Source organism: Nitrosomonas sp. Is24 (assembly GCF_033063335.1).
Classification (GTDB): domain Bacteria; phylum Pseudomonadota; class Gammaproteobacteria; order Burkholderiales; family Nitrosomonadaceae; genus Nitrosomonas.
This window is the reverse complement of the sequence record NZ_JAWJZG010000001.1, coordinates 46,663-70,930: the sequence shown is the minus strand read 5'-3', so window position 1 is coordinate 70,930 and position 24,268 is coordinate 46,663. Positions and strand designations below refer to the sequence as shown.

Sequence of the window (24,268 nt, the reverse complement as noted above, 5' to 3'; positions counted from 1 at the left end):
ATCAAACCGCCATCAGTTCGGCTTCCTTAACCTGTAAAACCTTATCAATTTCTAAGATATATCGATCGGTTAACTTTTGAATCTCGTCTTGCCCGCGGCGCTCTTCGTCTTCCGATATTTCTTTAGCCTTTAATAAGTCTTTCAGGTGCGCATTCGCGTCCCGGCGGATATTGCGCATGGCAACACGCACGGCTTCCGCTTCATGTTTTACCACTTTGAACAGATCGCGGCGGCGCTCTTCGGTAAGCGCCGGCATCGGTACGCGGATAGTTTCGCCTACCGGCATCGGATTTAAACCCAGATCGGATTCACGGATAGCTTTTTCAATGGCATTAGCCATTTTCTTTTCCCAAGGGATAACACCGATCGTGCGCGCATCAATCAAGTTGATATTGGCAACTTGGTTGATCGGCGTTTGCGTGCCATAGTAATCGACTGTGACATGATCCAGTATGCCAGTGTGTGCTCGCCCGCTTCTAACTTTACTCAAATCCACTTTCAATGCTTCCAGGCTTTTTTGCATCTTTTGTTCAGCGGATTTTTTTACATCGGCAATCATAATATCCTATCCCTCTTGAATCTATTTCAGAAGACCCGACTATCGTAGCATCAGACCGTCACCAACGTTCCTTCATCTTCTCCTGTTATTATACGTTTAAGAGCGCCAGTCTTGAAAATACTGAATACATTGAGCGGTAATTTCTGATCCCGGCATAACGTCAGCGCTGTTGCATCCATTACCTGTAAATTCTTCGCGATCGCTTCATCAAAAGATAATTGATGAAAGCGCGTCGCATCCGGATTAATTTTCGGATCACTGGTATAAATACCATCCACCTTGGTTGCCTTAAGCATGATATCCGCATTCATTTCCATGCCTCGCAAAGCGGCTGCAGTATCAGTGGTAAAAAAAGGATTGCCGGTTCCTGCCGCAAAAATTACCACCCTGCCATCTTTCAGATAACGAATGGCACGTCCGCGAATATAAGGTTCCACGACTTGTTCGATGCGTAAAGCGGACTGTATTCGCGGCACCAAGCCGATCAGCTTCATGGCGTCTTGCAGTGCAAGGGCATTCATCACAGTGGCTAACATACCCATATAATCCGCGGTAACGCGCTCAAGCCCGTCATTGGCGGACTTCATGCCACGAAAAATGTTTCCGCCGCCAACCACAATGGCAATTTCAACACCTAATTTACTGATCTCTTGGATCTCAGCAACAATTCTGCCCATCACTGCATGATTGATCCCATACTTATCTTCACCCATCAGGGCTTCGCCGGATAGCTTCAGTAAAATACGTTTATAAGCAACAGCGGTCATTGATCGTTAATTGGAAAGATGATAACTCGTGTTACTTTGCCTGTTCCATCTGGGCTTTCACTTCTTCCGCAAAATTCTCGGATTTCTTTTCTATCCCTTCTCCAACCACAAACATCGTAAACGCGTTTACTTTGGCAGATTTTTTGGCCAGCAATTTTTCTACGGTTTGTTCCGGATCCTTGACAAAAGGCTGACCTAACAAAGTGATTTCAGCCAGATACTTTGCAATGCGGCCATCGACCATTTTTTCAATGATATTCGCCGGTTTACCGCTATCAGCCGCTTGTGCAGTGAAGATCTGCCGCTCATGCGCCAAAACATCAGCGGATACTTGCTCTTTGGAAACGCACATGGGTTTACTTGCGGCGATATGCATAGCCAGATCCTTGCCTAGCACTTCATCACCACCGGTATAATCGATCATTACACCAATTTTAGTGCCATGAAGGTAATAAGCCAGCTGACCTTGTGTTTCATGACGTCCGCAGCGACGGATGCTGATATTTTCACCCAGTTTCATAATCAACGCTTTACGAACCGTTTCAACAGTTTCACCGCTCGGCAGCGCCGCTTCGCTTAATACTGCAACATCCGTGATATTTTTTGTGGCTATCAACCCGGCCAAGCTTTTGGCAAAATTGATAATATCTTCATTTCTGGCCACAAAATCCGTTTCACAGTTAACTTCAACCAGTGCGCCGCATTTGCTGTCAGTCGAAACATACGCGCCAATGACACCTTCAGCAGCGATTCGTCCTGCCGCCTTACTTGCTTTGGCACCGCTTTTAATTCTTAACAGATCTTCTGCCGCTTTCATATCACCGTCAGTCTCTGCCAGCGCTTTTTTGCATTCCATCATGCCAAGACCGGTCATTTCACGCAATTCTTTGACCATGCTCGCGGTAATTTCCGCCATATTTACTCCAGTTACAAAATTAATTTATGAATGAATATAGATTTTAATCAAGATAAGATTAAAATTTACTTAACATTCAATGGCAAATTAAACAATCTTCACAAATCCGCCACAGGTTGATAAGCCTTACCTTGAAACAGTTCAATGGTATTTAATACCGATAGCCGCCGCGCATGCGGCAGCTATCAAATAATAAATGCAGATTTCTTAACTTTGCCCGGCCTCTGCACTCATCTCAACGATTTCTTGAATCGATTGATTACGTCCTTCCAGAATCGCATCGGCTACACCGCGCGCATATAGGCGTATCGCCCGGCTCGAATCGTCATTTCCAGGGATAATGTACTGTAAATTATCGGGATTATGGTTGGTATCAACGACACCGATAACCGGAATACCGAGCTTTCTGGCTTCTGTAATCGCACCTTTTTGATAACCCACATCGATGACAAATAACGCATCCGGCAATCCTTTCATATCCTTGATGCCGCCCAAGCTGCTATTGAGCTTATCCAATTCGCGCTGAAGATCGAGCGCTTCTTTTTTTACAAGCTTATCCAGCGTTCCATCTTGTGTCATTACTTCCATTTCTTGTAAACGCTTGATAGATAGCTTGATAGTTTTAAAATTAGTCAGCATTCCGCCTAACCAGCGTTGATCTACGTAAGGTGATCCGCAACGCTGAGCTTCCTCGCGCACAATGTCGCGCGCCTGGCGTTTAGTGCCGACAAATAAAATAACACCCTTGTTTGCTGATAGTTGACGCACATATTTCATGGCTTCTTCATACATCACCAACGTTTTTTCGAGATTGATGATGTGAATTTTATTGCGATGGCCGAAGATATAGGGGGCCATTTTGGGATTCCAGAAGCGGGTTTGATGACCAAAATGAACACCTGCTTCCAGCATTTGACGCATAGTTACTGACATAAATTTCTCCTTATGGATTGAGCCTCCATTCGTCTTAATGATTCAAACTTAAGAACGAATGTGTGTATTTAATTCAACTGGTGTTTCATGCGCTACCGCATCAACCGTTAAATTATGGCCGTATTATATAGCATTTTCCTTGGCTTACTCAAGCTGACAGAAGAACAGAATAATGCAGGTAATTATTACGGATGTGCAACAAGCGTTTTTCCAGCGTCGCACTATGCTAATAATCGTTAAAGATTTAAGGCTTTTTGCGGCTATCACTGTTAAGTGATACAGGACGAGTTTCCCATTTTCAATCTTAAGCGGGCAATATCATTTATTTGTATGTGTTTATTATCCACAGTGATGATATTTTCGTCTTGCAGTTTTGAAAACGCGCGGCTGACAGTCTCTAATTTGAGACCAAGATAGCTGCCAATTTCCTCGCGCGTCATGCGGAGATTGAATTCCGACTCGGAGTAACCGCGCATTAAAAAGCGGCGCGACAAATTGAGCAGAAAAGATGCCAAACGTTCTTCGGCCTTCATACTGCCGAGCAGCAGCATTACGCCATGGTCCCGGACAATTTCACGGCTCATGATTTTATGGAAATGACGCATGAGAGAGGGGATGGTGCGGCTAATCTCTTCCAGCTTGGCGAAGGGAATTTCACACACTTCGCTATCCTCAAGCGCTATCGCATCGCAGGTATGAGTGTCCGTACTGATGGCATCCAAACCCAGCAACTCCCCTGTCATGTGAAAACCGGTCACTTGCTGACGCCCATCTTCCTCAAGCACACAGGTCTTTAAGAATCCGCTGCGAATGGCAAACAAGGATTGAAACTGCGAGCCGGTACGATGCAAGTAGCCGCCTCGCTGAATTTTCCGTTTATAACTGACGACATCCCCCAGAACCTGAATTTCCTGATCATTAAGACCGACAGGCAAACAAAGCTCGCGCAAACTGCAAGTAGCGCAGCTGGATCGGATGTGCGAGATATCGAGATGATGTAGCGATGTATCGTTAAGCAAAGTGTTTTCCAAATAGGGAATTACATTTCAACGCTTTAATTGATCTGAATCAAAATTAACACTTCAAACCCGCAGCATAATTCTACGATATTGAGGGGAAGAGTGGATATTCTTTTTTAAATCGGTCGCGTTCAACACGACATGTTGGCCATGAAAACCAGTCAATGATGGCATATCAATGCAGATTTCTTTGGGTAAAGTTCTTTATAAAATGAGATTCCCAGTGCATCCACTACGATTTTCCGATTCATCTACTGATTTGCTTCAAATCAGCTCCAATCTCATTCGCCGGTTCGGTGTTTACAATGCTGATTATCGTTTGTACCCGGACACGGAATATTTTGTCGAAACGTTTGATGCGCGCACCTATTCCACTTGGTTGAACAATTGCAAATCGGGGCACTTCCGTCGGCCAATCTCATTATATGTGCATATCCCTTTTTGCCGTTCTTTATGTTTTTACTGTCAATTCAATCAGATCATCGCCGACAAAAATGACAGCATATCGACCTATCTCGATTACTTATCGCGTGAAATAAAACTACAAGCACAGTTTTTCAAAGAAGACCCGAAGCTTGAACAGCTATATTTCGGAGGGGGCACACCGACGCTGCTGAATGAAGCTCAGCTAAGCAGTATCTTAAAAGCAATCCAGCAAAATTTTAACCTGATAAAAGACGGTGAATTCTCAATCGAAATCGATTCGCGGCAAATGCCTGATCTATCCATGCAGGCTTTGAAAGAAATAGGTTTTAATTGCGCGATTATCGGCGTTCAGGATTTCGATGATCATGTGCAACAGTCCGTCCATCGCGTTCAGACAGAGAATGCCACGTTGCTTGCAATCCGTGACGCTCAACAAGCCGGTTTTAAAACGATAAGAACGGAATTGATTTATGGATTGCCCAAACAAACTGTAAAAAAATTTGAATACACGCTGGGAAAAATCATAACGGCCGACCCGGATCAAATCAACTTATTAAATTACCAGCACCTGCCAGAAAAATTTAAACCGCAACAAAATATAAATCCGGAAGATTTACCAGACATAGAAACTGCACTGGAAATGCTTTTGCTCGCTATTACCCGTTTAACGGCAGCAGGGTACCTGCACATCGGTATGAACCTGTTTGCAAAGCACGATGATCAACTGATCATTGCACAACGCCAAGGCCGGCTTTACTACGGTTTGCAAGGTTATTCGATCTATCCTGACAGCTACCGGGTCGCATTGGGAGTTTCGGGAATCGGCAGTATCGGTCCGGCTTTAAGCCAAAATGATTGCGACCTGCTGCAGTATTACAGCAAACTGGAACACAATATTCTGCCGATCAGACGCGGCATCGAATTAACTCCCGACGATTTAATCCGGCGCTCTGTCATGCAAGCGCTTATTTGTCATTCCGTGCTTTCATTTGAATCGGTGGAAGCGTATTTCCCCATTGAATTCAAAAACTATTTTGCTACAGAATTAGCAGAGCTTATTGTTTACGAACAAGCGGGCTTGGTCACGCTAAATGATCAGGAAATTACAGTGACGCCCAAGGGGCAATTAATGATAAGCAGTATTTGCGCGGTTTTTGATAAGTATCTGCGCGCTGTGCAACAACGTAAAAACCGCTCGATACCCATTTGAAATTTACCTGAGAATCGCTGGATTCTCAGGTAATTTGGAATTATTTGACTTGGCTATTCGTTAAAATATATTCAGCCAAACGGTCGGCAGATTCACCCTGAATATTCTTAAATGCCGGCATTCTCATACTGCCCGATTGAAATTTCTTGATAATTGCATCCTTATTGGCCACTTTCTCGCTTAATACCATTGCCACATTAGCGCTTAAAGGCTTATGGCATTCTGTACAAGCAGAGCTAAAAATCGTTTCTCCGGATGCATCTTTTGGCGGAGTATAGTCTTTGCTTGCGCCACAGCCGGCTAAAATGAATAGCGCCGATATCGTTAATGCAAAATTTAATTTTTTCATTCCCTGACTCCAGTTTATTTACTTCAATAAAAATACCGGGAGTAATCCCGACCCCTACTTGGTTGCTTATAAAATTTATCAGCTCCGCGCTTTAGAAGACCAACCATACCCAGTATCATAACAGCTTGCCAAACAAATGTTTTAAGACAGTTTCCCGGCATCCTAAGGTCATCCGGTGTAAATAAGCGCATTCAGCATTACTTACAAATCAAACACAATCAATGGGATAACGCATATTTGCCGAAGCTGCCAAACCGATTGAGGTCTCAGTTTCAATAGCATTGTTCACGTTAAGTGTAATTCTTAACAATTTCTTAACATTTCCCATGTTATTGTGCGCAGCAGTTCTGAATTATTATTAATTTAGGCTCTTCAATTTTAATAACAATTAATGGCAATAGCATCATTTACGTTAAGTGTAATTCTTAACAATTTCTTAACATTTACTATGCTACTGTGCGCAGCACTGTAGTAAAAGAATGGCAAAATTCTTTTACTACAAAAAATCAAGTGTTACGCTAAAAAATGAGGTTAGCAACCCGCTATCATCAATATAATAAGAAACAGTTGCATGCAGTAGAGTTTTTTCATTGGTAACATAACGTTAACAAATATTTTAGTAAAATCACATTGCATTAATAGGGAGATTGCATGTTTAAAAAGATAAGTACTGTTATTTTGTTGTCTGCACTTGGCTTGTCGCTGAGCAATCCAGCTGCTGCTGACGCTACGGCGGAAGACTTTGAAGTGTGGGGAGGTATTTTCTCACAAGGTAATTTTGGTTTCGTGAATCCGCAAAACCCTGAATTGAAAAAATTCAGATGGTGGATGGAAGGACAAGGCCGGTTTGGTAATGATGCTACGCAATTCTCGCAATCACTGATCCGTCCGGGCTTAGGTTATGCGCTAACCGATAAGATGGTAGCGTGGGTCGGTTATGCTTGGGCGCCGACTGCTGAACCATTGGCACTAAAATCAGGACATCCATTCAACGAACACCGGATCTGGGAGCAAATAACCTGGGCGGATAATTTCTCGTTTGGCCGATTGTCATTGCGTAGCCGCTTCGAGCAACGCTTCTTTGATCATAACGCACCGCTTCCAGGTGCAAATGATGTAGCACATCGGTTCCGCCAATTGGTCAAATTGGCCGTTCCATTGCCCCAAGTCAATCCGAATTTAAGCTTCATTGTTCAAAGCGAGTTGTTTATTGCCATGACGACCATTGATAACAATCCGGGCTTTATTTCCCGCGGCTACGATCAAAACCGGGCATTCGTCGGATTGGGTTACAAAATCAATCAGTATGCGACCGTTGAAATGGGTTACATGAACCAATTCATCAACAGACCGCATAGCAAACGTCCGGATCAAATGATGCATAACTTTGTAGCCAGCTTGTTCCTGAACTTCTAAGACACACTAGTGATGCTAAGCAGTTAACACCTAGTTTGTATTCAAATGACCGGTTAATTTTCCTAACTTCAGGAAGTTAACCGGTTAATTTTTTCCGCAGTCACTGGATTGTATACGCGGATAAAAAATCTCGCTCTTCGTTTCGATTTTCCGCATTGAATATCAGCAGACACAAGAAATAGTAACTTTTTCGTCGTATTCTATTACTATACTGCTCCTTTTCGACCACTCACAAAGTAACACATGCAAGATTTTAAGCCAGGCCAGCGTTGGATCTGCGATGTCGATCTGCAACTGGGATTAGGCACGGTGCAAACCGTCGAACACCGGATCGTCACCATTCTGTTTAAAGCAACCGGTGAAACCCGTTCATACGCCAAACAATCGGCGCCGTTGACGCGGGTCATCTTCAAACCGGGCGATACCGTCAGCGGTCAGGATGGCGCCATCATTAAAGTCACCGGCATGATCGAACGCGATGGATTGATTGTTTATACCGGTACCCATGCAGACGGCAGTCAAGTTGAACTGGCGGAAGACCGGCTGGCGCCGCAAGTACAATTGAACCGCCCGTCCGAGCGCCTGTTCACCGGCCAATTCGACCAGGACAAATGGTTCCGCATCCGCTATCAAACACTGCTGATCCGCAATCGGCTGGCAAACGCCCCGCTATATGGACTGGTGGGCACACGCACCAGCCTGATTCCGCACCAACTGTATATTGCCCGTGAAGTGGGCCGCCGTTTTGCGCCACGCGTGCTGCTGGCCGACGAAGTCGGATTGGGCAAAACCATCGAAGCCGGTCTGATTTTGCATCAGCAATTACTCACCGAGCGCGCCAAGCGCGTGCTCATCGTGGTGCCGGAAACCTTGATCCACCAATGGCTGGTGGAAATGCTGCGGCGTTTCAATCTGCAATTCAGTATTTTTGACGAAGAGCGCTGCTTGTCGCTGGAAGCAAGCGATGAAGACGATGAAGATGAGGAAGACGGCAACGGCAAAGAAAGCGAAAACGCCGAAAATCCGTTTCACAGCGAGCAACTGGTGCTGTGCAGCCTGCATTTTCTGCGGCAAAATCCGCAGCGCTTTCAGCAAGCGCTGGAAGGCCGCTGGGATTTACTGGTGGTCGACGAAGCGCATCATTTGCACTGGTCGCCGCAAGCCGCCAGCCCGCAATACGCCATGATCGAGCAATTGGCGGCGCGTACCCCGGGCGTGCTGTTACTGACCGCGACACCGGAACAATTGGGTAAAGCCAGCCACTACGCCCGCCTGCGCCTGCTCGACCCGCACCGTTTCAGCAGTTTTTCCGGATTTGTCACCGAAGAGCAATCGTACGAACCCATCGCCCGCGCCGTCGAAGCATTGCTCGAAGGGAAAGACTTGAGCGGAGACAGCCGCCAATTGATCGCGGACACGCTTGATCCGGCCCAAGCCCAAGCACTACTGGCGGAACTGCAAGACCAGCAAGCCCGGAATAAACTCGCGGAATCATTGCTCGACCGGCATGGCACCGGACGCATTCTGTTCCGCAACACGCGTGCGGCGGTCAAAGGATTTCCCGAACGCAAACTGGTTGCCAGTCCGCTGCCGCTACCGGCGGAATACCTGCCATTCCTGGTAACGTTTGAAACCACGCCTCTGTCCAAACCGCAATTGCTGCTATGCCCGGAACTGATTTACCAAGTGCGATGCGAAGACGATCAACCGTACTGGAGCGAAATCGACCCGCGCGTGAATTGGTTGATTGCCACGCTCAAGCGGGTGAAACCGGAAAAGGTGCTGGTCATCGCCGCCAACGCGCAAACCGCGCGCGATCTGGCGCAAGCGCTGAAAGAAACCACCGGGCAATTTATTCCGGTATTCCACGAAAGCATGAGCCTGATCGAACGCGACCGTGCTGCGGCGTTCTTTGCCGACAAGGAAACCGGCGGCCAAGTGCTGATCTGCTCGGAAATCGGCAGCGAAGGCCGCAATTTCCAGTTTGCGCATCATCTGGTGCTGTTCGATCTGCCGCTCAACCCCGATCTGCTCGAGCAGCGCATTGGCCGCCTGGACCGCATCGGCCAGACCGACACCATCCAGATCCACGTGCCCTATCTGGAAAACAGCGCGCTGGCGGTGATGTTCCATTGGTATCACGAAGGCTTGAATGCGTTCGAAAAAACCTGCCCGGCCGGTCAAACGGTGTTTGTCAAAGTGGAAGAGCAGCTCATCGCCGCGCTGCATCAACGCCAAACCCAGGCCGAGGCATTGGCCGGGTTAATCGGCATCACGCAAACGGCGCACCGGGAATTGAACGAAGCGCTCGACTGCGGGCGCGACAAGCTGCTCGAATACAACTCGTTCCGGCCGATTGCAGCAGAACAGCTCACGCAAGCCGCACGCACGCAGGATAACGATCCGGCGCTGCCACAGTACATGGAAACGGTATTCGACTGCTGCGGCGTGCATATCGAAGACCACCGCAGCGGCAGCTTTTTGATCGAACCAAGCGAACACATGAGCATGCCGTTTCCCGGTTTGCAGGACGAAGGCTCGGTCATCACCTACGCGCGCGAAGTGGCGCTGGCCAACGAGGATATGCACTTCCTGACGTGGGAACACCCGATGGTCACGCACGCCATGGAACGGATTCTGAGCCACGAAAACGGCAACGCCGTGGTGGCCATGCTGAAACACAAACGCGTGCAACCTGGCACCTTGCTGCTGGAAACCCTGTTTGTGCTCGAAGCCAGCGGACACAACGTACAACAAAGCAACCGCTATTTACCGCCCGCCGTAATCCGCATTGTGCTCGACGAACACGGCAGTGGCGACTACCCATTCCTGGATCACGACTCGGTCAACCAACACCTGCAACCGGTCGCGACCGGCATCGCCAAACAAGTGATCCAACTGAAAGAAGACGCCATCCGCGAGCTGCTAACCGCCAGCGAACAACAAGCCAGCGCCCAAGCCCCGCAACTCATCGCCGCAGCCGAAGCGCGCATCCAACAAACCTTCACCCCGGAAATCGAACGCCTCAAAGCCTTGCAACAAGTCAACCCGAACGTGCGTGAAGAAGAAATCCAGTTCTTTGAGCAACAATTACAGCAACTGACCACTGCGCTGAAATCCAGTAATCTGCGGCTTGATGCTGTAAGGGTGATTGTGGCGACGTAAAAGGGCAGGCTGTAAGTCGTTTGCTTGCCGCATAAACGAATTGCGGTTATAACTTAAATTTGCTTTGTGCAAATTCTTAGTTAATCATTCTGGCCAATATAGATTGGAATAATTGGTAATGAGTTTAAGCTAATGATTACAGCTTTCCAAGCAAAATACTTTGCGCACGATCTCACGCTGCGACATGCACCCGATGGCATCGGTCGGTTATCGCAATCACTTTTTGATGCCAGCGTCGACTTGAATCCACACCAAATTGAAGCAGCGCTGTTTGCTTTGAAATCACCGCTATCGAAAGGTGTTTTACTTGCTGATGAAGTGGGATTGGGTAAAACAATAGAGGCAGGAATTGTATTATGCCAGTACTGGTCGGAAAGAAAGCGGCGTCTTTTGGTCATTTGCCCTGCTTCCTTGCGCAAGCAATGGGCAATGGAGCTACAAGAAAAATTCAATCTGCCCGCAATTATTCTGGACGCCAAAACCTGGCGCGATTGGCTAAAAAAGGATCAATCACCACTTAATCACAAAGCCGTCATTATCTTATCGTATAACTACTCAAGCAAAATACGCGATGAACTGAAAGCAATTGCCTGGGATTTAGTGGTGATCGATGAAGCGCATAAGCTTCGCAATGCCTATCGGGAAAGCAACAAAATTGGCCAAAGCATACGCTGGGCCACAGAAGATTGCCGCAAACTCCTATTGACAGCAACACCCTTGCAAAACTCATTGCTGGAACTGTATGGTCTTTCCACGCTTATTGACGAGCACCTTTTTGGCGATGTGAACGCTTTTCGCACCCGGTATGTTGGCGCAGGCGGTGATTTAGACAGCTTACGGCAGCGTTTGTCAGGATTTTGCCGACGCACTTTGCGCAACCAGGTTACGGAATATATTCGTTACACGGAACGGCGCGCCATTACCCAGCCATTTCGTCCTACTGATAATGAACATCAACTCTATGAGTCAGTCAGTGATTTTTTGCTACGCCCAAACAGTTATGCTATTCCGCAGAGACAGCGGCATCTTACTGAACTGATTTTACGCAAACTACTCGCTTCCTCTTCGCTGGCAATTGCTGGAACGCTCGAAACCATGAAACAAAGATTGGAAGCATTGCGAGATGATGAAATTCAGCAAAATCCTGGTTTTGCCGAGCAATTAATTATTGAAGAGGATATCGAAGGGGATCTGCTCGATGAAATACTGGAAATAGACCCGCCGGAGGAAGATGACCATTCGATTCAAACGACTGTTAATCGTAAGCAATTAGAAGAAGAAATTGCTTTGCTGTCCGAATTGATAGTATGGGCACAAAATATCGGAACCGATACTAAAACGCACAGTTTGTTAACAGCATTAGAAATCGGCTTTCAACAAATGGCATTGACCGGCGCTCGGCGTAAGGCGCTGATTTTCACAGAATCGCGCCGCACGCAAATGTATCTCAAAGATTTTCTTGAAGCTAATGGCTATGCGAACCAAGTTGTTCAATTCAGCGGCACCAACAATAGCCCGGAAGCCACTACTATTTATGAAAATTGGCTCAATGCCAACCAAGAAACAGGACGCATTGCCGGTTCCAGAAACATCGACATCCGTACCGCGCTGATTGAACACTTCCGAGACAATGCCAGCATCATGATCGCCACCGAAGCAGCAGCCGAAGGTGTCAATATTCAGTTTTGTTCTTTGGTTATTAACTACGATCTGCCATGGAATCCCCAGCGGGTGGAACAACGAATAGGTCGCTGCCATCGCTATGGACAACAACACGATGTGGTTGTGGTCAACTTTCTCAATGAACGCAATCAGGCGGATCGTCGCGTTCTGGAGCTATTGACCGAGAAATTCAACTTGTTCAATGGCGTTTTTGGCGCATCGGATGATGTGCTGGGAAGTATCGAATCCGGTGTTGATTTTGAGAAACGTATTCTATCGATCTATCAGCAATGCCGCACACCGGATGAAATCGAAGTCGCTTTTAAAACGCTTCAAGCAGAAATGGATGAACGAATTCGGGCACGCATGAATGACACCCGCAAAATACTGTTCGAAAACTTTGACGAAGATGTCCATGAAAGACTACGCATTCAATTGAATGATGCCAAAGCCCAGTTGGATCGCTTCAGCAAACGTTTCTGGTCGTTAACCCATTTCATGCTGCATGAACGGGCACAATTTAACGATAGCGCATTAACTTTCGACCTTGCCAGACCGCCGATTCGAGATGTAGCGGCAGGCCGCTACCATCTCATTTCCAAAAGTACACCCACGGCTGATAAACCGTATACAGCGGAAACAACTGAAGACTTAAGTGCAGAATTTGGAACATTCTTATATCGCCTATCGCATCCGCTGGGTGAATATGTCATTGATCAAGCCAAAACACTGGATACCCCACCCGCACGTATCGTGTTTAATGTCAGTCAGCACCCAACACGCTTGCATGTGATAGAAAGATTGCGGGGAAAGTGCGGGTTTCTTACGTTGACAAAGCTAATAATCGAAAGCTTTGAACGGGAAGAATACTTATTGTTTTCTGCCATTGATGATCAAGGCGCATCGTTGGAACAAGAAACCTGTGAAAAATTATTCAATTGCATGGCAGAGCATCTAGGTGAAATTGATATACCGCAATTGTTTACACAAAAACTCGCTGCGGAAGCACAGCGGCATGTCAGAGCTACAATCAGTCAATCGTTGGAAGCCAACAATCAATTTTTTAATGAAGCCCGGGAGAAACTGGAAAAATGGGCAGACGACATGATACTTGCCGCTGAAAAGGCACTCAGAGATACCAAAGAACAAATCAAAATTCAGCAACGGCAAGCCCGATTGGCTCCCAATCTCGACGAACAGCATGAAATCCAGAAGCAGATTCAAAAACTGGAAAAACAACAACGACGCCAGCGGCAAGAAATTTTTCAGGTGGAAGACAGCATTATTGAAAAACGCAATGCCTTGATAGAATCGCTGGAACAACGTCTCACCCAGAAGGCCGGATTTGAACAGTTATTCACAATCGAATGGCGAGTCGTTTGACGCGCCCGAAGCGTGTAAATTTTTATCCTGTCCTAAATAATTGATAAAAAAATAGACGTGTATGGATGCAATTTATTATGATGTGAATAACAACACCCTCCACGCATCCCGTCAGATTTGCGCACCATGGAGGGTTTCCTTTTTTATAGAGTGTCTGCATGACTAAGCAGTCCTATACTAAACCGGCACTGACGATTCAGCAGCAATTGTTTAGTTACCATTCTGAAGAAAATCACGATGAGCAAATACGACGACCTCGTTAAGAAGCTGAAAGAAATATTTCAGATCGACCGGCCTGAGCTAGATTTTGGCATCTATCGCATCTTTAATGCGCGCGCGGCGGAGATTAACCATTATCTGGAGCATCGCCTCAAGGCCAAAGTGGGCGAGAGTTTGGCGGCTTCCGGTGCGGCGAATACCGATGGACTAAGAAGAGAATTGCAAGAAAAGGAAGCGCAATACAGCGCCGATGGCATTGATCCGGCAACCGTGCCCAAGGTACAGGAAATCAAGCAAAAACTGGCGCAGTACAGTACCGGCGCTTCCGAGCACGAGAACGCCGTTTTTTCGCATATGCTCACGTTCTTCTCCCGCTATTACGATAAAGGCGACTTCATCAGCCAGCGCCGCTATAAGGGCGACACCTATGCGATTCCCTATGCCGGGGAAGAAGTGGTGCTGCATTGGGCGAACAAGGATCAGTATTACATCAAGAGCAGTGAAAGCTTCTCCAATTACGCCTTCAAGCTGGATGACGGGCGCACGGTACGTTTTCGCCTAGTCACGGCGGATACCGCCAAGGATAACCGCAAGGACAACGACAAAGAACGCCGTTTTGTGCTGATCGAGCCGCACATTCCTGTTCACACCGGCGAGGAAGCGGATGCAGACGATGCAGGGACGCATGGCAATGCGCCCTTGTTGCCAGTCACGGAAGAAAATGGCGCCAATGGGCAAGAATTAGTGCTGCGTTTCGAATACAAAGCCATGCCCAAAAATACGCCGGACAGCAAGCAGGAAAAATTGCTGGCCGATGCCGTCACTGCGATCCTGAATGATGCATATGTCAAAGCCCGATGGCTGGCATTAAGTCAGCGTGAACCCACGGAAAAGAATCCGCAACGCACGCTGCTGGAAAAACACCTGACGCAATACACCACGAGAAACACCGCCGACTATTTCATTCACAAGGATTTAGGCCGGTTCCTGCGCAATGAACTGGATTTTTATATCAAGAACGAAGTCATGCACCTGGATGATGTGCAGCATGCCGAGAAGTTTGCCGACATCGAAAGGAATCTGCGCCTGATCCAGACGCTACGGGCAATTGCGCTGGACTTGATCGCCTTCCTCGCGCAACTGGAAGATTTCCAGAAAAAACTCTGGCTCAAAAAGAAATTTGTCGTGGCGACGCATTACTGCGTCACGCTCGACCGGGTGCCGGAAAGCTTGTATCCGACGATTGCCGCCAACCCCGGGCAATGGGAACAGTGGGAAAAGCTGGGTATGCTCAGTGAGCATAAAACCCATATGTTTAACCAAGCGGAAACAGGCAGTGTCGAATACCTGAAGGCTCATCCTTACTTGATGGCCGATACCGCTTTATATGATGCTGCATTCAAACATGCTCTGCTGGCAGCGATAGACAATCTGGATGACAGCCTCGATGGGTTGTTGATCCATGGCGACAATTTTCAGGCGTTGAATCTGTTGCAGGAGCAGTACCGGGAGCAGGTGAAGTGTATTTATATTGATCCGCCATACAATACAAACTCAACCCCTATTCTTTATAAAAACGAATATAAGCATTCATCTTGGGCAAGTTTAATGCAGGACAGGCTTGCCTTATCAATGAAGCTGCTAAATGAAGATGGTGTAAAAGTCATAGCTATTGATGATTCGGAGATGGTTAATCTTTCGATAATTCTTGAAGATGCTGCGCCCGCATACAAGCTTTCGAGAATTTCCGTTGTGCACAATCCAAAGGGTTCAATTACAAAAGATTTTAATAGAGTTCATGAGTATTCACTCTTCCTTACTAAATCTGATAATAAAGGTTATATCGCAAGAACATCTGAGGAAAATGAAAAGCCTAGAAAAATGCGACGATGGGGGGAGAATTCACTTCGAACGGAAAGAAGACTTTCTTTTTATCCAATTTACATCAAGCGAGGAAAGATTGTTCGAATCGGTTCAGTTCCAGATGATGATTTCCATCCCTCAGCAAAAAACATCCACCTCGAAAATGATGAGATTGAGATTTGGCCGATTGATCAAGATGGTATAGAGCGACGATGGAATTTTGGACTGGATTCAATAAAAAGTAATCTCGAACGCATTGCAGTCATTGAAGTTGATGGTTTTTTTGATCTTTTCGTCACACATGAACAGACAGTTCCGAAAACCGTTTGGACTGGAGGTGAATTTGATGCTGGTAATTATGGAAATACCCTTCTAATCGATATTCTTGGGGATAAGAAGTTCGACTTTCCAAAATCGATTAATCTTGTAAGGCGATGTATTTATCTTTCTACTGCTAGCTATAAGGCTCCTGTTATAGTTGATTACTTTGCTGGCTCCGGCACAACGGGACATGCTGTAATTGTGCTAAATCGTCAAGACAATGGCAATCGCAAATACATCCTCGTAGAACAAGGCGAATACTTCGATACCGTCCTGAAACCCCGCATCCAGAAAGTCGTCTATTCCGCCGACTGGAAGGACGGCAAGGCGACCGCCCCGGAAACCGGCATTTCCCATGCCTTCAAAGTACTTAAGCTGGAAAGTTACGAAGATACGCTGAACAATCTGCAACTGCGCCGCACGGCACAGCAACAAGACCTGCTCGATACCCTACCGCAATCCGTTCAGGAAGATTATCTGCTGCGTTATCTGCTGGATATCGAAAGCCGTGATTCGCTGCTATCGGTGGAACACTTCAACAAGCCTTTTGATTGCACGCTCAAAGTCACGATTGATTCGGCGGGTGCTTATGAAGAACGCAGCATTGATCTGGTAGAAACCTTCAACTATCTGATCGGCTTGCGCGTGAAGCATATCGACATGCAACGGGAACAAGGTTTTGTAACAGTCACCGGCTGGCTGTCGTCGGGTGAGAAAACGTTGGTACTGTGGCGCGATGTGGAATGGGTGGATTATGAGCAATTGAATCGCCTGTGCGGCAAACTTGCGATCAATCCGGCGGATAGTGAATTCGAAGTGGTTTATATCAATGGCGATCATAATATCCCGGCGGTTTTCGCCACCACCGAGGCGGAAGGCGGTATCACCAAAACGCTTAAAATACGCCAGATCGAGGCGGAATTTTTAAGCCGTATGTTTGCCGTGGATGGCGCATCATGACTGGCGAGATTATTTTTTATCAAAGCGAGGACGGCACGGTTCGATTGGAAACGCGGCTGGAAAACGAAACGCTTTGGTTGACCATCAACCAAATGGCTGAGTTGTTTGGTGTCGATAAATCGGGCATCAGCCGTCATTTAAAAAATATCTTTGCAACCGGAGAGTTGCAGCGGCAATCAACTGTTGCAAATTTTGCAACAGTTCAGAATGAAGGCGGCAGAAGCGTTGAACGTGACCTGGAATACTACAACCTGGATGCCATCATCTCGGTGGGCTACCGGGTAAACAGCATACGCGGCACCCAGTTCCGCATCTGGGCGACGCAGCTACTGAAAGAATACATTATCAAAGGCTTTGTCATGGACGACGAGCGCCTGAAAAACCCGCCAGTGGCCGGTTCCGCCGTGCCGGATTATTTCGACGACATGCTGGCGCGAGTACGCGATATTCGCACCAGCGAGCGGCGTATGTATTTGCGTGTGCGGGAGATTTTTGCGCTGGCGGCGGATTATGCGCCTTCGTTACAGGAAACAAACCGGTTTTTCAGTACTATTCAAAACAAGCTGCACTTCGCTGTCACGGGGATGACGGCTGCCGAGATCATTGCCACGCGAGTCGATCATGCGGCTCCCAATGCCGGTTTGTTAAGCTGGGCGCGCGATGAAGTACGGAAAACCGATGTAACGATTGCCAAAAACTATCTGAAATCAGACGAAATTACCGAACTGAACCGCATTGTGACGATGTGGCTGGATTTTGCCGAAGATCAGGCAACCCGGCGCAAACAGGTATTCATGCGCGATTGGGAACAAAAATTGGATGATTTTCTGCGCTTTAATGAACGCAAAGTGCTGCCGCATGCGGGCAAAATCAGCAAAAAGCAGGCGGATACCAAAGCACATGCAGAATATGAATTGTTTGCCGCGCAACGGCGGGCGCAGAAAGAAACCGTCGGAGAAGATGACCAGTTTGCACAATTGACCGCTGCAGCCAAGCGCATCGCCGATACCGAGCCCAAAGGTAAAAAATGAGCCGCAGCTTCCACCATGAATTGGTGCTCAATCGCTTTATGATGCGTTTTTTCAATGGTAGCAATCTATTGGCACTGAAAAACCGGCTGGGGGAAGACCGGCATGAAGGAATCGAAGAGGATGGGCAAAGCGGTTTTTTTCATGCTTTGCAGCACAACCTGTTTGAAACGGATCTGATCGATCAGCAAGATTTACGCCGCTATGACCTGAATATTGTGCAGCATTGGAATGCCATCACCGAGCAGCGCAACAAGACTGAAGGTACTGTGCTCAACATGAAGTATTTCCAGTACCTTTCGTTGTTGTTCACTGAGATTTATTTGGATTGGTATTTCAACCGGCGACAGCAATTGCTGGATGGCTTGAATAATGAAATGCAGGCTTATAACGACGCACAAACGGCAGATCATCGATTCCACCCTTTTGCTGCGGATGAACTGAACAAACTGGCGTTCTGGAATGCTACCGGCAGCGGCAAGACGTTGCTATTGCATGTCAACATTCTCCAGTACTTGCACTATTTCCAGAAAGACCGGAAAGATATCTTTCCCGATAACATCATTCTGCTAACACCCAATGAAGGCTTGTCGCGTCAGCATTTGGACGAACTGGAACTTTCGGATTTCGGCTTCTGCCGCCTGTTCGATAAAAATCGCAGCGGTGTTTTCAAAGGCACGATTCAAATCATCGACATCAATAAGCTGGGCGATGAAATGGGTGACAAAACAATCGCAACCGAAGCTTTCGAAGGTAATAATCTGGTGCTTGTCGACGAAGGGCACCGTGGTGCCAGGGATGCCGGGGTCTGGATGGCGCGCCGGGAAATACTGGTGCGAGGCGGTTTTGCTTTCGAATATTCCGCTACCTTTGGGCAGGCAGTGGCAAAGAGCTTGACGGTGCTTAAAGCGGAAGTGGACATAAAGAAAAAGCAGCATCCATTACTCCTCAGCAAGCTTTTCGGAAAATCCAGAGTCAGCGAATTAACTGAAGAAGAAAAGATTGAATTCAATGCCGCTAAGCAAAAGTTGGTGCTGAACAGTGAGGATAAGCGCCGTGCACGCACAATGGCGACGCGGGAGATTTATGCCAAAAGCATCCTGTTTGATTACTCCTACAAGTTTTTCTACGAAGACGGCTATGGCAAAGAATCGCTGATTCTTAATCTGAAAAATGAAGACTACGATCGACCGGATGCCGCGCGGCAATACTTTACCGCTTGCCTGCTGAGTTTCTATCAACAGCAGTACCTGTGGCATACCAACCGCGACAAGCTGGTTGATTTCAACATTGAAAAACCGCTGTGGGTGTTTGTCGGCAATACGGTTGCCGGTGAAGATTCGGATATTTTGAATGTTGTCAGGTTCCTGGCTGGGTTTCTGAATGATGAAGCTGATACTAAGAAATGGTTGGCGGACTTGCTTGCCAATACCGCACGGCTATTGGATACCAAAGGTAATAATATTTTTCATAATCGCTTTACACCATTGATGCCATTTAATGCCGACGTCGTTTATTCCGGCATTCTTAAATTGCTGTTCAATACCGATGCGCGGCAGCGGCTTAAAGTGATCAATCTGAAGCGGAGCAAAGGAGAACTGGCGCTGCGGGTTGGCGATGCCGAACCGTTCGGATTGATCAATATTGGCGATGATGCCGGTTTTTTTAAAGAAGCGGAGAAAACCGAGAATACCCAATGGTTTGATACCGAAGCGGACGATTTTACCGAATCGCTATTTGGTACACTCAATAGCAAAGATAGCCGGATGCATGTATTAATCGGCTCGCGCAAATTTACCGAAGGCTGGAGCAGTTGGCGCGTCTCCACTATGGGTTTGCTCAATATGGGGCAAGGCGAAGGCTCGCAGATCATTCAGTTATTCGGGCGCGGCGTACGTTTGAAAGGTAAGGATTATTCACTCAAACGCAGCACGCCTGGCCAACGTCCCAAAGGGATACACCTGGAAAGACTGGAAACGCTGAATATTTTCGGGGTAAATGCGGGTTATATGGCTGCTTTTAAAGATTATCTGAAAGAAGAAGGCATTACCCCGTCGGATGAAATGATCGAGCTTGATTTTAAAACCTGCATCAATCTACCCGAAAGCAAGCTGAAATCGCTGGCACTGAAAGATGGCTACAAGGACAACCAGATCAAGGGATTCAAGCGCACGCATTTTCCCTGGCTATACGAAGTGCCGGGTGAATTCAAGGGAAAAATCAATAAAGTGCATATCGATCTAGATTTATACCCAAAGATAGAAGCCCTGAGTTCGCAGGATAAAACCAGCGTGATGATAAATAGCAATGTTCGCCATAGCGGCAAAATTGCAAGCGCCACCATGGCGCTGTTTGATTTTGACCGGATTTATCTGGCAATCCAGGAATTTAAACAACAACGAAGCTGGAGCAATTTGCGCTTGGAGCGCACGCGATTGATGGATTTCTGCCGAACGCGCGATGACTGGTACACCCTGTATATTCCACAAGTCGAGCTGGTGATTCGTAATATTGCGGACATACGCAAGCAGGAAGATATGCTTATCCATTTATTGCAGGATTACACAGATCGCTTCTACAAATCGCTGAAAACGGCTTATGAAGGTCAGTTTTACGATATTGTCCATATCAAGAACGATGACGATGCTTTGCTTAAGGTATATCACTTCGAAATTGATAATACTGATGACGGAGAAACTTACGAAAAACAAATCAGGGTACTGCAAGACCTAGTGAAGAGCGGCAAGATCGGTGAAGCCAGTCAATGGAGTATGGGCCAGATGGTGGCCATTTGCTTTGAGCATCACTTGTATTACCCATTATTCTCGTCCAAGTCAGGTGAATCGCTCAATACTGGCATCGTACCGTTAAAAATGCGCCCATTGGCATTTGATGCGCCGAGTGAAGTACAGTTTGTACATGACCTTGATGCATTTTATCAATCTTCGCTTGGTCAGCAACTCATCGGAAAGCGCAGCCTATATCTACTACGCAATGCCGACAACAAAGCCAAAGGGCTGGGTTTTGCCTTGGCGGGAAATTTCTACCCGGATTTCTTGCTTTGGTTGGTAGACGATGCCACTGGCGAGCAATGGTTAAACTTTATTGACCCCAAAGGGCTGCGTCAAATGAACCTAAACGATCCCAAACTAGGTTTATATAAAGAAGTGAAGGTACTACAAGAGAAACTGGGTGATCCAAAATTGACGCTGAATGCCTTTATCGTTTCAGCAACACCATTCGCAAGCCTGTTGAATGTTTCTTGCAAACAGACCGACCTGGAAGAACGAAATGTTTTATTTATGTCGGATGGCGAGCAAATTTATTTGAAGAAACTATTTGAGCGTATTGTGTAGATGGGTTGTTTATAACAATGATTCGACCATGTGATATATATCAAGAAGGGTGAATCTAGGCAAACCGAATCAATTGCAAATGTTTCAAGGTACTCAGGTAATCTGATACCAGATTCCCTTTTTTATGTCGCTCACGGCGACAGGTCCATCGAATATGTCGCAAATTTCCTGTTTTTGCGACATATCGATTAAACGTTAAAGCGGAAGTGCATCACATCGCCGTCCTTGACGATGTATTCCTTGCCTTCGAGGCGCATTTTTCCGGCTTCTTTGGCGCCTTGTTCGCCGTTGTAGGTGACAAAGTCGTCGTAGCTGATGACTTCGGCGCGGATGAAGCCTTTTTCAAAGTCGGTGTGGATGACACCGGCTGCTTGCGGGGCGGTGTCGCCTTTGTGGATGGTCCAGGCGCGGACTTCTTTGACGCCGGCGGTGAAGTAGGTTTGCAGTCCCAGCAGTTCATAGCCCGCGCGCACCAGGCGGTTGAGACCGGGTTCTTCGAGGTTCAGGTCGGCTAAAAAGATTTTTTTGTCTTCGTCGGACAGTTCTGCAATTTCCGCTTCGAGCGCGGCGCAGATGGCGACGACTGGCGCGCCTTCCTGGGCCGCATATTCTTGCACGCGGGTGAGCAACGGGTTATTTTCAAAGCCGTGATCGTCGACATTGGCGACGTAAATGGCCGGTTTGGCGGTCAATAAGCACAGCGGCTGCAATAAGAGTTTTTGCTCTTTATCCAAGTCCATGGTTCTGGCGGGTTTGCCTTGGTCAAGATGTGCTTGCACTTGCTCCAGCAGGGCGCATAACTTGATCGCATCCTTGTTGCCGGATTTGGCCACCTTGGATTCGCGCAGCAGCGCTTTTTCGACCGTGGCGAGGTCGGCCAGGGACAATTCGGTTTGAATGACTTCGATATCGGAGACCGGGTCGACTTTACCGGCGACATGCACGACGTTGTCATCGTTGAAGCAGCGCACCATGTTGACGATGCCGTCGGTCTCGCGGATGTTGGCGAGGAATTTGTTGCCCAATCCTTCGCCTTTGGATGCGCCCGCGACCAGTCCGGCGATATCGACGAATTCGACGATGGCCGGTTGTATTTTTTGCGGTTTGACGATATCGCTAAGTTTTTGCAGGCGCGGATCGGGTACTTCGACAATGCCGACATTCGGATCGATGGTGCAAAAAGGATAGTTTTCCGCCGCGATGCCTGCTTTGGTCAAGGCATTAAACAAGGTGGATTTGCCGACATTGGGTAGACCCACGATTCCACATTTCAGACTCATGACCGGTTTCTCATTAAAAAGGGTTAAATAACAATGTGATGAATTATTGCTGGAATTTATGCTTTCGTGTGCAGTTTCAGCATCGCCGCTTCGCACGCGCCTTGCGCGATGAGCGGCCAGACTTCCAGGCTTTTTTGAATGGCTTCATCGATCAGCGGCGCTTCTTCTTTTCTCGGCGGGTGTAACACATAACCAACGACTGCGTTGCGGTCGCCCGGATGACCGATGCCGATGCGCAGCCGCCAGAAATCCTGCGTGCCCAATTTTGCGGCGATATCCTTGAGGCCGTTATGTCCGCCCAAACCGCCGCCTTTTTTCAGTTTGGCGATGCCCGGGAGTAAATCCAGTTCATCGTGCACCACGATGATTTGATCCGGCAGGATTTTGTAAAACTGGCACAGTGCGACGACCGATTGCCCGCTTCGATTCATGAAGGTTTGCGGTTCCAGCAACCACAAATCGGTATCTTTCTCCCGCACCTGCGCGCACAGCCCATGAAACCGGGCTTCCGGTCTCAGCGTGGCGTGCAGCGTATGCGCTAACCGGTCAACCCACTCAAAACCGGCATTATGGCGCGTACCGGCATACTCTCTGCCGGGATTACCCAATCCGACGACAAGTTTCATGAAATGATGTCAGGCTTCTGTGAGAATTTATCGGGTTACTGAGAGCATCCCCAGAAACGAAAAATCTGCCGGTGTATATTGCAACCCCCGGCAGATTTGTCCAATTTCCAGAACAGCTCAGTGTGTTGTCACTCAGCTTATTTTTTATCAGCGCCTGCGCCCTCAGCACCGGCTTCATCGGACAATACCGAGCGAGGAATGACGATCGTGACCACCGGCAAATTATCGCCTTTGCCCAGCGCCACGGTTTCTACGCCTTTAGGCATGACCAGATCACTCAAATGCAGCGTGTGTCCGGCAGTGAGTTCGGCCAGATCGACTGAAATAAATTCAGGCAGGTCATCGGGCAGACAGCTGATGTCCACTTCCGTCAGGATATGAGAAACAATACCGCCGGAGGTTTTTACACCCGGTGCAACTTCGGCATTGATAAAGTGCAACGGCACTTTCATGTGTATTTTCTTGTTCTTGTCGACGCGTTGAAAATCCACATGCAGCACTTGCTGTTTGTAAGGATGCATTTGAATGTCGCGCAGCAGTACGGGCTCTTTTTTCCCTGCGACATCTAACGTTAACACGGAGGCGTGAAAAGCTTCCAGCTTGAGTTTGTGATACAGATCGTTGTGATCCATCTCAATCGATTGGGCTCCTTGATCACCGCCATAAATGATTGCCGGTACTTTACCGGAACCACGCAGGCGGCGGCTCGCACCCTTTCCCTGCAACGTGCGCTTATCGGCGCTGATTTCTATTTTCATTGTGATACTCCATAAAGATGATTTGTTCGCGACCAAACAAACCGGTTAAAAA

At 47.4% G+C, this 24,268-nt stretch carries 16 protein-coding genes; 7 read left to right on the top strand and 9 right to left on the bottom strand.

All coding sequences use genetic code 11. The features are described from left to right. Position 1: 1 nt before the first annotated feature. From frr to fnr, 5 genes are all read right to left on the bottom strand, one after another. Complete coding sequence (frr, locus tag R2103_RS00285; protein ID WP_317529598.1) at positions 2–559, bottom strand: ribosome recycling factor; 558 nt, start codon at positions 557–559, stop codon at positions 2–4. A 50-nt stretch (positions 560–609) separates the two neighbouring features. Beyond that, positions 610–1,326 (bottom strand): UMP kinase, encoded by a 717-nt coding sequence (gene pyrH, locus R2103_RS00280; RefSeq protein ID WP_317529597.1) that lies wholly within the window; start codon positions 1,324–1,326, stop codon positions 610–612. A 31-nt stretch (positions 1,327–1,357) separates the two neighbouring features. After that, positions 1,358–2,242, bottom strand: a complete 885-nt coding sequence (gene tsf, locus R2103_RS00275) for a translation elongation factor Ts (RefSeq protein ID WP_317529596.1) — start codon at positions 2,240–2,242, stop codon at positions 1,358–1,360. Between the two features lie 207 nt (positions 2,243–2,449). Next, positions 2,450–3,175, bottom strand: a complete 726-nt coding sequence (rpsB, locus tag R2103_RS00270) for a 30S ribosomal protein S2 (protein ID WP_108699452.1) — start codon at positions 3,173–3,175, stop codon at positions 2,450–2,452. A gap of 269 nt (positions 3,176–3,444) precedes the next feature. After that, positions 3,445–4,194: a fumarate/nitrate reduction transcriptional regulator Fnr gene (gene fnr / locus R2103_RS00265; protein ID WP_317529595.1), complete on the bottom strand. Its 750-nt coding sequence runs from the start codon at positions 4,192–4,194 to the stop codon at positions 3,445–3,447. Positions 4,195–4,417: 223 nt separating this feature from the next. Between fnr and hemN the strand changes: the two genes are divergently transcribed. Next, the gene (gene hemN / locus R2103_RS00260) at positions 4,418–5,830 is read left to right on the top strand and encodes an oxygen-independent coproporphyrinogen III oxidase (RefSeq protein WP_317529594.1); all 1,413 of its coding nucleotides are present in this window, start codon (positions 4,418–4,420) and stop codon (positions 5,828–5,830) included. Positions 5,831–5,870: 40 nt separating this feature from the next. Here the strand turns inward: hemN and R2103_RS00255 are convergent, their stop codons facing one another. Then, positions 5,871–6,179 carry a c-type cytochrome gene (locus tag R2103_RS00255; protein ID WP_317529593.1) on the bottom strand — a complete coding sequence of 103 codons (309 nt, stop codon included), beginning with the start codon at positions 6,177–6,179 and terminating at the stop codon, positions 5,871–5,873. Positions 6,180–6,830: 651 nt separating this feature from the next. Between R2103_RS00255 and R2103_RS00250 the strand changes: the two genes are divergently transcribed. The 6 genes from R2103_RS00250 to R2103_RS00225 all read left to right on the top strand — a co-directional run bounded on the left by R2103_RS00250 (position 6,831) and on the right by R2103_RS00225 (position 21,552). Continuing rightward, entirely contained in the window at positions 6,831–7,595 is a 765-nt protein-coding gene (locus R2103_RS00250; protein ID WP_317529592.1) for a DUF2490 domain-containing protein, read from the top strand. A 243-nt stretch (positions 7,596–7,838) separates the two neighbouring features. Further along, complete coding sequence (rapA, locus tag R2103_RS00245) at positions 7,839–10,760, top strand: RNA polymerase-associated protein RapA (RefSeq protein WP_317529591.1); 2,922 nt, start codon at positions 7,839–7,841, stop codon at positions 10,758–10,760. Positions 10,761–10,892: 132 nt separating this feature from the next. Further along, positions 10,893–13,805: an SNF2-related protein gene (locus R2103_RS00240; RefSeq protein WP_317529590.1), complete on the top strand. Its 2,913-nt coding sequence runs from the start codon at positions 10,893–10,895 to the stop codon at positions 13,803–13,805. 237 nt (positions 13,806–14,042) lie between these two features. Further along, positions 14,043–17,168: a site-specific DNA-methyltransferase gene (locus R2103_RS00235; RefSeq protein WP_317529589.1), complete on the top strand. Its 3,126-nt coding sequence runs from the start codon at positions 14,043–14,045 to the stop codon at positions 17,166–17,168. After that, a complete protein-coding gene (locus R2103_RS00230) occupies positions 17,165–18,199 on the top strand; it encodes a virulence RhuM family protein (protein ID WP_317529588.1) in 1,035 nt (344 codons plus the stop codon). The genes R2103_RS00235 and R2103_RS00230 overlap by 4 nt, the downstream gene beginning before the upstream one ends. Next, positions 18,196–21,552, top strand: a complete 3,357-nt coding sequence (locus R2103_RS00225) for a DEAD/DEAH box helicase family protein (RefSeq protein WP_317529587.1) — start codon at positions 18,196–18,198, stop codon at positions 21,550–21,552. The genes R2103_RS00230 and R2103_RS00225 overlap by 4 nt, the downstream gene beginning before the upstream one ends. A gap of 188 nt (positions 21,553–21,740) precedes the next feature. On the opposite strand, the gene ychF is transcribed toward R2103_RS00225, so the two are convergent. From ychF to R2103_RS00210, 3 genes are all read right to left on the bottom strand, one after another. Then, on the bottom strand, positions 21,741–22,832 hold the full coding sequence (gene ychF, locus R2103_RS00220) for a redox-regulated ATPase YchF (RefSeq protein ID WP_317529586.1): 1,092 nt from the start codon (positions 22,830–22,832) through the stop codon (positions 21,741–21,743). 56 nt (positions 22,833–22,888) lie between these two features. Next, positions 22,889–23,458 carry an aminoacyl-tRNA hydrolase gene (gene pth / locus R2103_RS00215; RefSeq protein ID WP_317529585.1) on the bottom strand — a complete coding sequence of 190 codons (570 nt, stop codon included), beginning with the start codon at positions 23,456–23,458 and terminating at the stop codon, positions 22,889–22,891. Between the two features lie 137 nt (positions 23,459–23,595). Continuing rightward, complete coding sequence (locus R2103_RS00210; RefSeq protein ID WP_317529584.1) at positions 23,596–24,216, bottom strand: 50S ribosomal protein L25/general stress protein Ctc; 621 nt, start codon at positions 24,214–24,216, stop codon at positions 23,596–23,598. Positions 24,217–24,268 lie beyond the last annotated feature (52 nt).